This is a genomic window from Rhodococcoides fascians A44A (assembly GCF_000760735.1).
Taxonomy (GTDB): Bacteria; Actinomycetota; Actinomycetes; order Mycobacteriales; family Mycobacteriaceae; genus Rhodococcoides; species Rhodococcoides fascians_E.
On the sequence record NZ_JMEX01000005.1, the window covers coordinates 654,131 to 668,270 of the forward strand.

12 protein-coding genes and 1 pseudogene are annotated in these 14,140 nt (G+C 65.5%); 6 read left to right on the forward strand and 7 right to left on the reverse strand.

Going from position 1 to position 14,140, the window contains the following annotated elements:
• The first annotated feature begins 73 nt into the window (after window positions 1–73).
• The 3 genes from BH95_RS06850 to BH95_RS06860 are packed head-to-tail and all read left to right on the forward strand — an operon-like array spanning window position 74 to window position 2,081.
• Window positions 74–436 (forward strand): GntR family transcriptional regulator, encoded by a 363-nt coding sequence (locus BH95_RS06850; RefSeq protein WP_026347629.1) that lies wholly within the window; start codon window positions 74–76, stop codon window positions 434–436.
• Window positions 433–1,389, forward strand: coding sequence for an ABC transporter ATP-binding protein (locus BH95_RS06855; protein WP_019664221.1), 957 nt, complete (start codon window positions 433–435; stop codon window positions 1,387–1,389). Before BH95_RS06850 ends, BH95_RS06855 begins: the two co-directional genes overlap by 4 nt.
• Window positions 1,386–2,081: a hypothetical protein gene (locus BH95_RS06860; RefSeq protein WP_033189593.1), complete on the forward strand. Its 696-nt coding sequence runs from the start codon at window positions 1,386–1,388 to the stop codon at window positions 2,079–2,081. Before BH95_RS06855 ends, BH95_RS06860 begins: the two co-directional genes overlap by 4 nt.
• Window positions 2,082–2,095: 14 nt before the next feature.
• Here BH95_RS06860 and BH95_RS06865 read toward each other — a convergent pair whose 3' ends face one another.
• Together BH95_RS06865 and map are read right to left on the reverse strand one after the other, a co-directional pair.
• Window positions 2,096–3,595 carry a cobyric acid synthase gene (locus BH95_RS06865; protein ID WP_208601160.1) on the reverse strand — a complete coding sequence of 500 codons (1,500 nt, stop codon included), beginning with the start codon at window positions 3,593–3,595 and terminating at the stop codon, window positions 2,096–2,098.
• Between the two features lie 154 nt (window positions 3,596–3,749).
• The gene (map, locus tag BH95_RS06870) at window positions 3,750–4,625 is read right to left on the reverse strand and encodes a type I methionyl aminopeptidase (RefSeq protein WP_019664224.1); all 876 of its coding nucleotides are present in this window, start codon (window positions 4,623–4,625) and stop codon (window positions 3,750–3,752) included.
• 109 nt (window positions 4,626–4,734) lie between these two features.
• Here map and BH95_RS06875 point away from each other — a divergent pair, with 109 nt between their 5' ends.
• Window positions 4,735–5,601: a LuxR C-terminal-related transcriptional regulator gene (locus tag BH95_RS06875; RefSeq protein WP_026347632.1), complete on the forward strand. Its 867-nt coding sequence runs from the start codon at window positions 4,735–4,737 to the stop codon at window positions 5,599–5,601.
• On the opposite strand, the gene BH95_RS06880 is transcribed toward BH95_RS06875, so the two are convergent.
• The 5 genes from BH95_RS06880 to dxr form a co-directional block, all read right to left on the reverse strand.
• Window positions 5,598–7,400 carry a penicillin-binding transpeptidase domain-containing protein gene (locus BH95_RS06880; protein WP_037181459.1) on the reverse strand — a complete coding sequence of 601 codons (1,803 nt, stop codon included), beginning with the start codon at window positions 7,398–7,400 and terminating at the stop codon, window positions 5,598–5,600. The genes BH95_RS06875 and BH95_RS06880 overlap by 4 nt on opposite strands.
• A 50-nt stretch (window positions 7,401–7,450) precedes the next feature.
• Complete coding sequence (locus tag BH95_RS06885) at window positions 7,451–8,287, reverse strand: GNAT family N-acetyltransferase (protein ID WP_019664227.1); 837 nt, start codon at window positions 8,285–8,287, stop codon at window positions 7,451–7,453.
• A gap of 110 nt (window positions 8,288–8,397) precedes the next feature.
• The gene (gene ispG, locus BH95_RS06890) at window positions 8,398–9,537 is read right to left on the reverse strand and encodes a flavodoxin-dependent (E)-4-hydroxy-3-methylbut-2-enyl-diphosphate synthase (RefSeq protein ID WP_019664228.1); all 1,140 of its coding nucleotides are present in this window, start codon (window positions 9,535–9,537) and stop codon (window positions 8,398–8,400) included.
• A 64-nt stretch (window positions 9,538–9,601) separates the two neighbouring features.
• Window positions 9,602–10,816 carry a M50 family metallopeptidase gene (locus BH95_RS06895; RefSeq protein ID WP_019664229.1) on the reverse strand — a complete coding sequence of 405 codons (1,215 nt, stop codon included), beginning with the start codon at window positions 10,814–10,816 and terminating at the stop codon, window positions 9,602–9,604.
• Window positions 10,817–10,821: 5 nt separating this feature from the next.
• Entirely contained in the window at window positions 10,822–12,009 is a 1,188-nt protein-coding gene (dxr, locus tag BH95_RS06900; protein ID WP_371828075.1) for a 1-deoxy-D-xylulose-5-phosphate reductoisomerase, read from the reverse strand.
• Between the two features lie 64 nt (window positions 12,010–12,073).
• Here dxr and BH95_RS06905 point away from each other — a divergent pair, with 64 nt between their 5' ends.
• Both BH95_RS06905 and BH95_RS28200 read left to right on the forward strand, forming a co-directional pair.
• Entirely contained in the window at window positions 12,074–12,976 is a 903-nt protein-coding gene (locus BH95_RS06905) for a LysR family transcriptional regulator (RefSeq protein ID WP_230594233.1), read from the forward strand.
• Between the two features lie 78 nt (window positions 12,977–13,054).
• Window positions 13,055–14,122 (forward strand): annotated as a pseudogene (locus BH95_RS28200) (TDT family transporter); the annotation flags it as partial.
• Window positions 14,123–14,140: the final 18 nt, after the last annotated feature.

Consider the following 14,140-nt stretch of genomic DNA (forward strand, 5'->3'; position numbering starts at 1 on the left):
ACCCCGATCCGGGTTCTATGGTTAGTTACATGAGTAACGAACCACTTAACCACCCGGGCTCATGGAGCTCGCACTGATGGACGAAGGTCGCCCGCTCTTCATCCAGATCGCCGAGATGGTGGAGAACTCGATCATCGACGGCGGACTCGCCGAGGAGAGCCAGGTCCCCTCGACCAACGAGCTGGCTGCCTTCCATCGCATCAACCCCGCAACCGCAGGCAAGGGTCTGGCCAAGCTGGTCGCCGACGGAATCCTCTACAAGAAGCGAGGGATCGGCATGTTCGTCACCACCGGCGCCCGCGACGCATTGAGATTTCGTCGCCGAGACGATTTCGCCGATCAGTTCATCAGGCCGTTGGTCACCGAGGCACGCAAGCTCGGCGTGACCGTCGACGAACTCAAGTCCATGCTCGACAACTGGGAGGAAGCACCATGAACGCCCGTCACGACCTCACCGTGGTCGACGACACTCCAGTCATCGCTTCGGTCCGCAACCTCACCAAGACCTACGGGGACTTCACCGCAGTCGACGGTGTCGACTTCGACCTGCACGCCGACAAGATCTACGGTCTGCTCGGTCGCAACGGCGCAGGCAAGACGACGGTCATGCAGTTGCTCACGGCGCAGAATCGCCAGAGCGCGGGCACCGTCGAGGTGTTCGGGATGCCGCCGTTCGAGAACGGCGCGGTCTCGGCCGACGTCTGCTTCGTCAAGGAAAGCCAGAAGTACCCCGACGACTTCAAGGTCCGTCACGTACTCACCTGCGCTGCACGGCTTCTCCCACACTGGGATCAGGCCTTCGCCGACGACCTGGTCCGCGATTTCGACCTGCCGCCGTCGCGCAAGGTCAAGAAGCTCTCACGCGGTATGACCTCCGCGCTCGGAATCGTCATAGGGCTGGCGTCACGTGCACCGCTGACATTCTTCGACGAACCGTACCTGGGACTCGACGCTGTCGCGAGACACATGTTCTACGACCGCCTGTTGGCCGATTACGCCGAGAACCCGCGCACGATCGTGCTGTCGACCCACCTGATCGACGAGGTGAGCGACCTGATCGAGCACGTGCTGCTGATCGACAAGGGGCGGATCGTCATCGACGCCGACGCCGACGCTCTACGCCACAGCGCATTCGTGATATCGGGCGCCGCGGACGCCGTCGAGAAGTTCGTCGCTAATCACACCGTGCTGCACCGAGAGTCACTCGGGTCCATGGCCAGGGTCAGTATCGACGCTGCCCTCACCGACGCGCAACGAGCACACGCATCCTCGCTCGGCCTCGCCGCCGAACCACTGTCGCTGCAGCAGTTGGTCATTCGGAACACCACCGCGTACGGCCGGGGCGCCTCCCTCACATCCGATCACGCCACCAAGGAGTCGGTCTCATGAAACGAACGTTCGACGTCGCTCGTCTGCACACGGTCGCATGGCCGCTGATCATCGGCTGGCCTCTCGGAATCCTCGCCATCTCGTTCGCCATCTGCTACGTCATCTTCGCGTTGATACCCACCACCGACAGCGACTACAACTTCACCGGTGCGCTGTTCTCGATGTACGGATTTGCGGTGGGGTTCTATCTGCAGGCCGTGACCCAGACGTTCCCGTTCGCGCTCGGAATATCTGTGACCAGACGCGAATTCTTCTCCGCCACGGCACTCGTCGGCGTCGTTCAATCTGCAGTACTGGCGACCGTCGTGTGGATTCTGTCCGCCGTGGAATCCGCCACCGGAGGCTTCGGCGTCAAACTGCGCATGTTCGGAATCGTCCGATACGTGACGGACAATCCAGCCGTGCAGTGGTTCGGCTTGTTCGCGACGCTGCTGCTCGTCGCCGCGATCGGATTGTTCCTGGGAGTCGCCTATCAGCAATACCGAGTGAACGGCGTCCTCGCCATCGGCCTGGGCACCGTCGTCCTCGTCGGAGGTGGCGCCATCCTCGTCACATGGCAACGCTGGTGGCCGCAGGTAGGGCGGTTCTTCCTCGACACGCCTGCGCTCGTGCTGCTGGGCGTCGTACCTCTGGTTCTCGCCGGACTGTTCGCGGTCACCGGATGGGCAGGGTTGCGGTCGGCAACACCCTGAAAAAACGTCGGCACTCAGGCGTCGACGCCTCGCTCGATGACACCGAGCAGGGCGTCGACGTCGACGTTCTGCTCGACGAGATCCGCCAGCAGATCCAGTTGTTCCTGACGAAGCTGCCCGACGCTGGTGGCCGGCGACACCGTGAACCCCGACCGCCCGGAGAGTCGAGCCGCCCAGCGCAGAAACTCGCGACGGAAGTGGTCGGACTCGAGCACTCCGTGCCAGTGCGTACCCATCACCGACCCGCGCACACTGCCCTCGGATGTACCGTCGGCGTACGTCAGCAGCGGCGAATCGCCGGTACGTACGACGCGGCCGTGGTGAATCTCGTAGCCCGACACGGCCGAATCCGCGAACCGAGCGGACGAACCCTCCACACGTGCCAGCACCTTGTCCGCACGGAATTCGACGTCGAGATCGAGAAGGCCCAATCCGTCCACCTTCTCGACGTCGGATTCGATTCCGTCCGAAATGGTCTGCCCCAGCATCTGATACCCGCCGCAGATGCCCAGAACGGGCCGACCGGTGCGGCCACGTTCCTCGAGCACCTCCGCCAGACCTGTCCTGCGCAACCACGCGAGATCGGACAACGTCGCCTTGCTTCCCGGCACGACCACAAGATCGGCGTCGGGCAGCCGCGACGGCTCCGTCACCCACTGAACCGAGACGCCTGGCTCGCATGCAAGCGCCTCGACGTCCGTCGTGTTGGATATGCGGGGCAGCCGGATCGCCGCCACCCGCAGCCATTGCCCGCCCACCGGACGCGACGGACGCCCCACCGGCGCGTCGGCAACCACCCCGAGCGAATCCTCGGCGTCCATCCACAGTTCTTCGCAGTACGGCACGACACCGAACGTCGGCCTGTCCGTGAGCGATCGAAGTTGGTCCAGTCCCGGCTGCAGCAACGCCGGATCACCTCGGAACTTGTTGATCACGAACCCCTTGATCAACGCCTGATCCTCGGGCGACAGTACCGCGACCGTTCCGTAGAGATGAGCCAGCACTCCGCCGCGATCGATGTCGCCGATTATCACCACCGGTATCGAAGCAGCGGTGGCCAGCCCCATGTTCGCGAGATCGGTTGCACGTAGGTTGATCTCCGCAGGCGACCCCGCACCCTCGCAGATCACCACGTCGAAATCGCGGCGAAGGGACTCGAGCTCGGCGGCGACGACAGTACGTAAGGCCTGCCGGTGCTCGATGTACGTGGACGCGGACACCTGCGCCACCGCGCGTCCATGCACCACCAACTGCGACGTCCGATCACTTCCCGGTTTCAGCAGAACCGGATTGAACCGCACGCTCGGCTCCAGACCGCACGCCGCAGCCTGCAGTGCCTGCGCCCGCCCGATCTCCCCGCCGTCGAGCGTCACCACCGAGTTGTTGGACATGTTCTGCGCCTTGAACGGCGCCACGGACACACCGCGACGCGCCAACATCCGGCACAGGCCCGCCACCAACACACTCTTGCCCGCATCGGACGTCGTACCCGCAACCAGTAGCGCACCGCCCAGAGTCGTCACAACCCGAACTTCGTTCCGCAGGCTCTGCTCGGAGCCTTCACAACGAGGTTCGTTCCGCAGGCTCCACTCGGAGCCTTCACAACGAGGTTCGTTCCGCGGGCTCCACTCGGAGCCCTCACAACGAGGTTCGTTCCGCAGGCTCCACTCACGGCAGAGTGAGAATTTCGCAGCCCGTGTCCGTGACGACGAGGGTGTGCTCGAACTGCGCGGTCCACTTGCGGTCCCGTGTCACCACCGTCCAGCCGTCGTCCCACATCTCACCGTCGATGGTGCCCAGGTTGATCATCGGCTCGATCGTGAAGGTCATGCCCGGCTCGATGATGGTCTCCACCGACGGCTGGTCGTAGTGCAGCACCACCAGGCCGTTGTGGAACGTGGTGCCGATGCCGTGGCCGGTGAAATCCTCCACGACGCCGTAACCGAAACGATGCGCGTAGGACTCGATGACGCGGCCGACGACGTTGAGCGCGCGCCCCGGCTTGACTGCCTTGATGGCACGCATCGTCGCTTCGTGCGTGCGTTCGACGAGCAACCGCGCCTCCTCGGAGACGTTCCCGGCGAGGAATGTTGCGTTGGTGTCCCCGTGAACACCGTCGATGTAGGCAGTCACGTCGATATTGACGATGTCACCGTCCTGAACGACGGTGGAATCGGGGATGCCGTGGCAGATCACCTCGTTGAGGGACGTGCAGCACGATTTCGGAAATCCCCTGTAGCCCAACGTCGACGGGTACGCACCGTGGTCGATCATGTACTCGTGCGCGATGCGGTCGAGTTGGTCGGTCGTCACACCGGGTGCAACGGCTTTACCCGCTTCCTGGAGCGCGCGAGCGGCGATGGTGGACGCGACCCGCATCTTCTCGATCACCTCGGGCGTCTGAACCCACGGCTCGCTGCCTTCGTTCGCTGTCGGCTTCCACGCGTACTCCGGTCTTTCGATCGACGCGGGAACGGACAGAACCGGTGATACGACACCCGGCACGAGTGGCTGGCGCGGCTTGCTCTCGGCGGTCACAGACATGCGTCCAGGGTAGTCGGTGAGCCTCGAACCCGATCGTCACGGCCCGATACCCCACCCGCTATGATGCAGGTCACAGGACCCCGAGGAGCCCGACGTGTCGACCGACGAAATGCCACGCCCCCGCACACGTGACGGCGTTCTTCGTCCACGTGACGGGGATGCGCTGCGTGCCGAACTGAGGCACATCGCCGACGCGTCGGGAGTCCCGGTCGTGTTCGGCGGTGAAGTCGACTCGCACACACTGTGTCTCAGCCACTTCCACGGCACCAGAACACGAGGTCTCGACGGACTCGTCATTCCGAGCAGGTCCGGCCTCGGCGGCCGAGTGCTGGATCAACGTCGTCCCGCCGCGGTCAGCGACTACCGAGCGTCGATGTACATCACCCACGATTACGATCAGCCGGTCCTCGGCGAGGGTCTGCAATCGATTCTGGCTGTTCCTGTCGTCGTCGCGGGAGCGTCACGGGCGGTGATGTACGCAGCGATCCGAGAACGCGGACCCATGGGCGACCGCGTGGCGGACAGCATGATCCGCGCATCGAAGCGGCTGGCGCAGGAAATCGCCGTCCGCGACGAAGTCGACCGTCGGTTGCGCCTGATGGACAGCGTCGCCGCACACCCCGCTGCGCCCTCGACGTCGGCGACGGAGACCCTGCGCGAGATCCACGCCGAATTGCGCACCCTATCGGGATCCGACATCGACGAAACCGTGGCAGCACGGCTCGTGGAACTGTCCGACCGCATCGCAGGCTCGTTGCGCGGTCCCGACGTGGAATCGGACGTGACACTCTCCGCTCGCGAAACCGACGTTCTCGCGCAGATAGCACTGGGCTGCACCAACGCGGAGGCAGCCGCGAGGCTGTCACTCAAGCCGGAGACGGTCAAGTCCTACCTTCGGTCGATCATGAGCAAGACCGGCACGCGCACACGCCACGAATCGGTGGTCGCCGCACGCCGGTTGGGCCTTCTCCCCTAGTAACCGGCGGGCAACTGCTCGAACATCTGGCGCGTGACCGCCACCGCGTTGTCCGAGCTACCGCCGCGTACCACCAGGGTCGCGAACGCCAGATCCCCTCGGTAGCCGACGAACCACGCGTGCGATCCACCGTCGACCTCGGCCTCACCCGTCTTCCCGTAGACCTCCCCCTGGTCGGCGATCCGCTCGGCCGTTCCGCTGGTCACCACCGAGCGCATCATGCCGCGAAGACCGTCGACCATCGCAGGTTCGATCTGCGGGTGCTCCCCCTCGATCGTGGTCTCCCGACCGACGATGAGAGTGGGCACCGGCGTCGAGCCGTTGGCCACCGTCGCCGCCGCCAACGCCATGCCGAAGGTGGACACCACCACCTTGCCCTGGCCGAAACCGTCCTCGGTGCGCTGCACCAACTCCTCGGCCGGCGGTACCGAACCGGAGTCCGTCGGCAGTCCGACCACGTCGTACTCAGGTCCGACGCCGAATTGCGACGCCGCCACCGTCAACGCGTCCGGCGCCATCTCGCTCGCCAACTTCGCGAACGACGTGTTGCAGGAGCGCGTGAACGCCGTTCCCATGGAGACGTTTCCGAGCGAGAACTCGTTGTAGTTCGGGATGCTGCGTTCGCCGATCTCGATGCGACCGGGGCACGGAACCGTGGTCTCCGGGCCCGCGAGCCCGTTGGAGATGGCGGCACCGGCAGTGATGATCTTGAAGGTCGATCCCGGCGGGTACAGGCCGGCGGATGCAACGGGTCCGTCCCTGTCCGCTTCCTTGTTCTGGGCGACGGCGAGAACGGCACCGGTCGACGGCTGGATCACCACCATCATCGCCTGCTCGGCGCGTGCATCGACCGCGTTCTGTGCCGCGACCTGGATGTTGCGATCGAGACTGATCGAGAACGACGGCGCGGGTTCGGGCGGCGTGTCGGTCAACACGTCGATGTCCACGCCGTTCCGGTTGACCGTCACCACACTCCACCCGGCCTTGCCGTCGACCTCGTCGATGACGGATTTCTTGACCTGGGAGACCAGGTCGGGAGCGAAGTTCCTGTCGGTGGACAGCAGATCCGATTCGTCCGACGCCGATACTCCCGACAGTCCGGCGAGTGCCGCCGCGACTGTTCGATAGTCCTCGTCTCGGAGCAGCGCAACCGGGTACGCACCGTCGACGGACGTCGCGGACTCGACGATGCTCTGCGCCGAGATGCTGGAGTCGAACGGAGCGAGAAGGCGGGCGAGGTTCGTGGCCGTCGCGACGATGTTGTCCGACTCGTCGGCGGTCACCTTGATGCGATGCACGACGCCCGGAACCAACACGTCGGTGCCGGAGCGCTCGTTCACCCGCGCACGCGGCGGTGCCGTCGACCGCAGAGCCATCGTCTGCGTTTCGCCCAGGCCTGGATGAATGTCGGTGGAAGTCCACCGCACACCCCACTGCCCGTCGGTGCGTCCCATACGGAGTTCACCGTCGTACGTCCACACCCGTTCCTTCGGCAGTTGCCACTCGTAGGTGTAACCGACGGTGGCCGTGTCCCCGTCGACGCGAACCGAAGTGGTTGTGGCATGCAAAGATTCAGCTTGCAGGTTGTTCCATGCATCCGACAGCGCGGCGGACGCGACGTCCGGACGGTCGGTGTCCGCGGCCGCGGCGTCGATGTCCTGGGAAGAGAACGCATCGAGGAATGCCTGCGCCGCAGGCTCGGGTCCCGCCGGGCTCGGCGTGCACGCCACTGCAGATCCCGTCACCACGACACACGCAGCCGCGACCACGAGGCAACGACGAAGACCCGAGAATTCCATTGCGCCCATCGTAGTTCGGCGACGCCCGGGTTCCCGGCAACGAATCGCTGTCAGTCGAGAAGGACCGTCGTGAACGTCGCAACCTGAGTGAGGCCGATCCGCGCGTACGCACGACGGGCGGGGAAGTTGAAACTGTTGACGTAGAGGCTGGCCACGCGCCCGCTCCGCACCACCGCGTCGACGACGGTTGCCGTTCCCGCCGACCCGAGACCGCGGCCTCGGTAGAGAGGATGCACCCATACGCCTTGGATCTGGCCCACGGTGGCCGAGCGTGAACCGATCTCGGCCTTGTACACGACCTGGCCGTCCTCGAAACGCGCCCATGCCCGGCCCGCGGCGATGAGACTTGCGATCCGACGACGGTAGCCACGGCCGCCGTCGTTGGCACGTGGATCCACACCGACTTCCTCGATGAACATCGCCACAGCGGCCGTCAGGTAGACGTCGAGTTCGTCGGCGCGCACCAACCGGACTTCGGGGTCCGGTGGAAACTCCGAGAGTTGTGACGTGGCGAGGAGCGGTTGCTCGCTCCGCAACTCACGCGGCGCTCCCCAGTCGGCTTCCAGCATTTCCCACAGCGGAAGCGTCAACTCGGCGCGCCCGACGAGCGAGGAACACATACGTGGGCCTCGGCAGGCGCGGTCCGCGAACGACCGCAGATCGTCGACGTCGCCGAGCAGTGGAACCAGGTTGGCACCGTAGAAGCACAGAGACTCCTGCGGTCCGCCTCGACTCCACATCTCGCCGTGGAACGACCGGGGGTCGAGCCCGGATTCCTGCACACGCGCCGCGATCATGCACGTGGCAATGGGATCGGCGTCGAGCACACGGAGAACACTGGCAGTGTCCTTGTTGCTCAGTGGCTTCGCGCCGAGGAGCTTGAGCACCGTCCGTCACCTCCCGAGCTACGCGCGTCCACCGTCATGGACATAGATTGCCAGATCGACGCATGCATCGGGGACTTTACGGGTGGGACATTCGGCCCCACTTCGAGTGGTTACCCGACGGTGACGACCGGCGCTCCCGAGTCGGCGCCCTCACCCTCGTCGAACTCCTCGGCGATGCGCATCGCTTCCTCGATGAGCGTCTCCACGATCTGGGCCTCGGGCACGGTCTTGATCACCTTGCCCTTGACGAAGATCTGGCCCTTGCCGTTTCCGGACGCCACACCGAGATCCGCGTCGCGCGCTTCACCCGGACCGTTGACGACGCATCCCATCACGGCGACGCGCAGCGGGATCTCCATACCTTCGAGACCCGCGGTGACCTCGTCGGCGAGCGTGTAGACGTCGACCTGCGCGCGACCGCAGGACGGGCACGACACGATCTCGAGCTTGCGTGGCCGCAGATTGAGCGACTGCAGGATCTGGTTTCCGACCTTGATTTCCTCGGCGGGCGGCGCGGACAGCGACACTCGGATGGTGTCGCCGATGCCGCGCGACAGGAGCGACCCGAACGCCACGGCTGACTTGATGGTGCCCTGGAACGCCGGCCCCGCCTCGGTCACACCGAGGTGAAGCGGGTAATCGCACTGCGCCGCCAACTGCTCGTACGCCGCGACCATCACGACCGGGTCGTTGTGCTTGACCGAGATCTTGATGTCACCGAAGCCGTGCTCCTCGAACAGGCCTGCTTCCCACAATGCGGACTCTACGAGCGCTTCCGGGGTTGCCTTGCCGTACTTGTCCATCATCCGCTTGTCGAGCGATCCGGCATTGACGCCGATACGGATGGGGATGCCTGCATCGCCCGCGGCTTTCGCGACCTCTTTGACTCGGCCGTCGAATTCCTTGATGTTGCCGGGGTTCACGCGGACCGCCGCGCAGCCGGCGTCGATCGCGGCGAAGATGTACTTGGGCTGGAAATGGATGTCCGCGATGACGGGGATCTGGCTCTTCTTCGCGATGATGGACAGCGCATCCGCGTCGTCCTGTGTGGGGCATGCCACACGCACGATGTCGCATCCGGACGCCGTCAGCTCGGCGATCTGCTGCAGGGTCGCGTTGATGTCGTGAGTCTTGGTGGTGGTCATCGACTGCACCGAGATGGGGTGGTCGCTGCCGACACCGACGGTGCCGACCTGCAGTTGACGAGTCTTACGGCGAGGTGCGAGTACGGGAACCGGCGGTGCCGGCATTCCCAATCCGACTGACACAGTCACTTCGTTGCCTTCTTCCGGTGAGCTTCACCCATGAGTCTACTTAGAACAACTGGATCGGGTTCACGATGTCCGCTGTGAGCGTCAGCAACATGTACGCGCCGCCGATCACGATCACCACGTAGGTGACGGGCATCAACTTCATGTAGTCGACCGGTCCGCCGTTCGGCAGCCCGCGTCTGTTGCGGAAGAAGTTGCGGATTCGCTCGTAGATCGTCACCGCCATGTGCCCGCCGTCGAGTGGGAGCAACGGCAGCAGATTGAAGATGCCGAGGAAGAAGTTCAAACTCGCGAGCAGCAGCACGAACACCGGCCACATGGACCGCTCCACCAACTGTCCACCGATCACCGACGCACCGACCACGCTGATCGGAGTCTCGGCGTCACGCTCACCGCCGGTGATGGATGTCCACAGATCCGCTACCTTGCTCGGCATCTGCACCAGTCGATGCGCGGTCTCGACGAACATGTCGCCAGTGAACGCGAACGACGCGGGAATCGCGGCGAGGGCGTTGTACTGGGTCGGCAGGAACCGTTCCATCGACACTCCGACCGCGCCGACCGTCGCCGACCGTCGGCCGGTTTCCGTACCGTCGGACACCCAGCGCTGCACCTGCTGGACCTGGACGGGGAACGTCAACTCGGCGCCGTCACGTTCGACGACGAAGGTCGCGGTGCCGGACAGAGGCTGGGTCGCCGCGACGACGTCCGTGAACTCGGGTGTCTCGGTGCCGTTCACCGACACGATGACATCGCCCTGCCGAATGCCTGCCTGGAACGCCGGGCTAGGTCCGCTGCACTCCGGGAAGGTCAGATCGTCGTTCTGCGTCGGCGGAACGCACTGCATCTCCCCGACCATCGCGCCGGCCGGCGGGTTCAGATTCGGTAGTCCCCACCCGACGGCCAAGGTGAAGATCAGCACGAAGCCCAGAACGAAGTTCATCCCGATGCCGCCCATCATGACGACGAGCCTCTTCCAGGTCTTCTGGCGGTACATGGCACGGTCGATCTCGTCGGGAGCGAGTTCGTCGATCGCGGTCATGCCGGCGATGTCGCAGAACCCGCCCGCCGGAATGGCTTTCAGGCCGTACTCGGTCTCACCTCGACGGAAGGAGAAAACCTTGGGACCGAAACCGATGAAGAAGCGGCGCACCTTCATTCCCGTCGCGCGGGCGGTCCACATGTGCCCCGCCTCGTGCAGCGCGATCGACACCGTGATTCCGAGGGCGAACAGGATCACCCCGAATACGAACACCATCCGGCTCAGTCCTTCTGGTTCAGGAGTTCGCGGGCGTGGGCGCGGGCCCACGAATCTGCAGCGAGGACGTCACCGACGCTGGTGGGTTCGGAGGTCCACTGCCCGGTGCCTGCGTCGAGTACCTGTCCGACCGTCTCCACGATCTGCGGGAAATCGATCCGTCCCGCCAGGAATGCTTCGGCAGCAACTTCATTGGACGCGTTGTAGACCGCCGTCATGCACCCACCGAGCACCCCGGCTTCGCGGGCGAGTTGAACCGCGGGAAACACCCGGTCGTCGAGTGGCTCGAAATCCCACGTGAACGACGTGGTGAAATCGATCGCTCGAGCCGCGTCCCGCACGCGGTCGGGCCATCCGAGGGCGAGCGCGATGGGCAGGCGCATGTCCGGCGGGCTGGCCTGAGCGATCGTCGACCCGTCGAAGAACGTGACCATCGAATGGACGATGGACTGCCGGTGAACCGTCACGTCGATGCGGTCGTACGGAATGTCGAACAACAGATGGGTCTCGATGAGTTCGAGCCCCTTGTTGACCAGCGTTGCCGAGTTGAGGGTGTTCATCGGCCCCATCGACCACGTCGGGTGTGCAGCGGCTTGCTCCGGCGTCACCGATTTCAGTTCCACCTCGGACCATCCCCGGAACGGGCCACCCGAGGCGGTGAGGATCAGGCGATCCACTTCCGCCGCGCGGCCTCCGCGCAGACATTGAGCCAGCGCGGAATGCTCGGAGTCGACGGGCACGATCTGGCCGGGAGCGGCCGCGGACGTCACCAGCGAGCCGCCCGCCACCAGTGATTCCTTGTTGGCGAGGGCGAGCGTTGCACCCGACTTCAGAGCGGCCAGGGTCGGTTCGAGGCCGCGCGACCCCACCAGCGCGTTCAGCACGATGTCTGCCTGCACCGATTCCACGAGGTCTGTCACAGCTCGGTCGCCCGTGAGAATGTCCGGCAGGTTCAGCTCGGCGCCGGCCGTGGGGTTCGCCACCGCGACGGAGTCGACGCCCGTGGCGTCGATCTGCCGACGCAGCACGTCGATGTTTCCGCCCCCGGCCGCAAGCCCCACCACCTCGAACTTGTCGGGGTTGGCCGCGATGACGTCGAGCGCCTGGGTCCCGATCGATCCGGTACTACCCAGCAACAGCACCCTCTTGGGTCTGCCCGACGGTGAATCTTCGACTCGCAGTGGCTCTGGCACTCGTCCATTGTTCCTGATCGTGTCTGAGAGTTCGCTATGCGTGTGCCGTCCCTAAGCTGACACCGTGCCGTTGCCGACCCTTGTGACCGATCTGATCAGCTACGAACTGCTGTTGTCCGTGGCAGAACTCGGCAGCATCGGACGCGCCGGGGAGGCCCATGGAATGTCTCAACCGGCCGCCAGCTCGCGGCTGGCAGCTCTGGAGCGACGAGTGGGCGTGCCACTCCTCGAACGGACGCCCCGCGGCGCCACCCTCACCGCGACCGGAGAACTGGTGGCGAGCTGGGCCGAGCGCGTCGTCGTCGAAGCCGCGCGCCTCGCGACGTCCATCGAATCACTTCGGACCGACCGGAACAGCCACGTGAGAGTCGCGGCCAGCCTCACGATCGCCGAGTACCTCGTCCCCCGATGGCTGATCACGCTGCGCGCTCAGGAGCCGTCGGTCACGCCGTCGCTGTCGTCGGGCAATTCCGCCGATGTCTCCGCCGCCGTTCTCGCCGGCCGCGCGGACATCGGTTTCGTCGAGAGCCCCGACGTGCCCAACGGACTCGAGCACTGCGACATCGCGCACGACGAGCTGGTCGTGGTCGTCGCCCCGGGCCACGAGTGGGTGGGCCGCTCGATCACCGCACGAGAACTGGCGTCGACGCCGTTGGTCACCAGAGAACCCGGCTCGGGCACCCGCCGCGCCCTCGAACGAGCGCTCGAGAGCACCGACTCGGCCCCGCCGTTGCTCGAAGTGTCGTCCACCACGGCGATCAAGGCCGCGGTCGGGGGCGGAATGGCGCCCGCAGTGCTCAGTTCACTCGCCGTGTCCGCCGAGCTGGCGGCAGGCACGCTGGTCCGCGTCCGCACGGACGGGCTGGATCTGCGCCGCTCCCTCCGTGCCGTGTGGCCCACGGGAACCCGCCCGAACGAGCCGTCGTCGACGTTGGTGACCATCGCCATAGCGGCCACCGAGTCATAAGCCGAGGTTTGGACGCGATAGGCAATCGACGTCTACCGTCGCCGCCCACGGCCGGGCACCGTGAGTGTCATGACCACGATGCTCCTCGCGAACGTACCCGCCACCCGACGAGGTTCCGGCGCCCCCACCGCGATATTCCGAGACGTCACCCCGAATCTGTTCACCACGGTGATGGGGACGGGCATCGTCGCCACCGCGGCGGCGACGCTCCCCGTCCAGTTCGTCGGGCTGCGGGTGTTCGCGACGATCGTGTGGGCCTCGGCTGCGTTCGTCATGATCGCGCTGACGGTCGCGCTGGCCGTCCACTGGACCGTGCACCGCGTGCACGCCCTGGCTCACGCGGCGAATCCGGTGACGGTGCAGTTCTACGGCGCTCCCCCGATGGCTCTGCTCACTGTCGGTGCGGGCGCGGAACTTCTCGGCGGCGACATTCTGGGCAACGCGACGGCGATGGCCGTCTTCGCGACGTTGTGGACGGCCGGGACCGTGCTCGGGGTCCTCGCCAGCGTGACTGTTCCGTACCTCATGATCACCACGCACGACCACACCGACGTGGCTGCTCTACCAGCGTGGTTGATCCCCGTCGTTCCTCCGATGGTGTCCGCGTCCACCGGCGCGTTACTACTCCCGCACGTCGCACCCGGCCAGGGGCGGTCGGCCATGCTCGTCGGGTGTTACGCGCTGTTCGGGCTTTCGCTCGTCGTCGGCATGCTGACCGTGGCCCTGGTGTACGGGCGTCTGCTCCACCGCGGTGCACCCGCTGCTCAGGCCGCCCCCACGATATGGATCACCCTCGGGATCGTGGGCCAATCCGTCACGGCGGCAGTGCTTCTCGGCAACGACGCAGCGCTGGTGTTCACGGGCGACGACGCGACGATCGCCACAGGTCTACGGGTGTTCGGGATTGTCCACGGGCTGGTGATGGGCGGCTTCGGAGTGTTCGTGTTCGCCCTCGCCGCGGCCGTGACAATGCGCTCCCTGCGTCGTGAACCAAGCTTCTCCATGAGCTGGTGGTCGTTCACGTTCCCGATCGGAACGTGCGTCACCGGCGCGACCGCGCTCGGCGGCGCTCTCGGCTCCGCAGCTGTCGACGCCGTGGCCGTCGTCCTCTACGTGGTGCTGGTCTCTGCCTGGGCGGTGGTCGTCGCCCGCACCGTCTGTTCC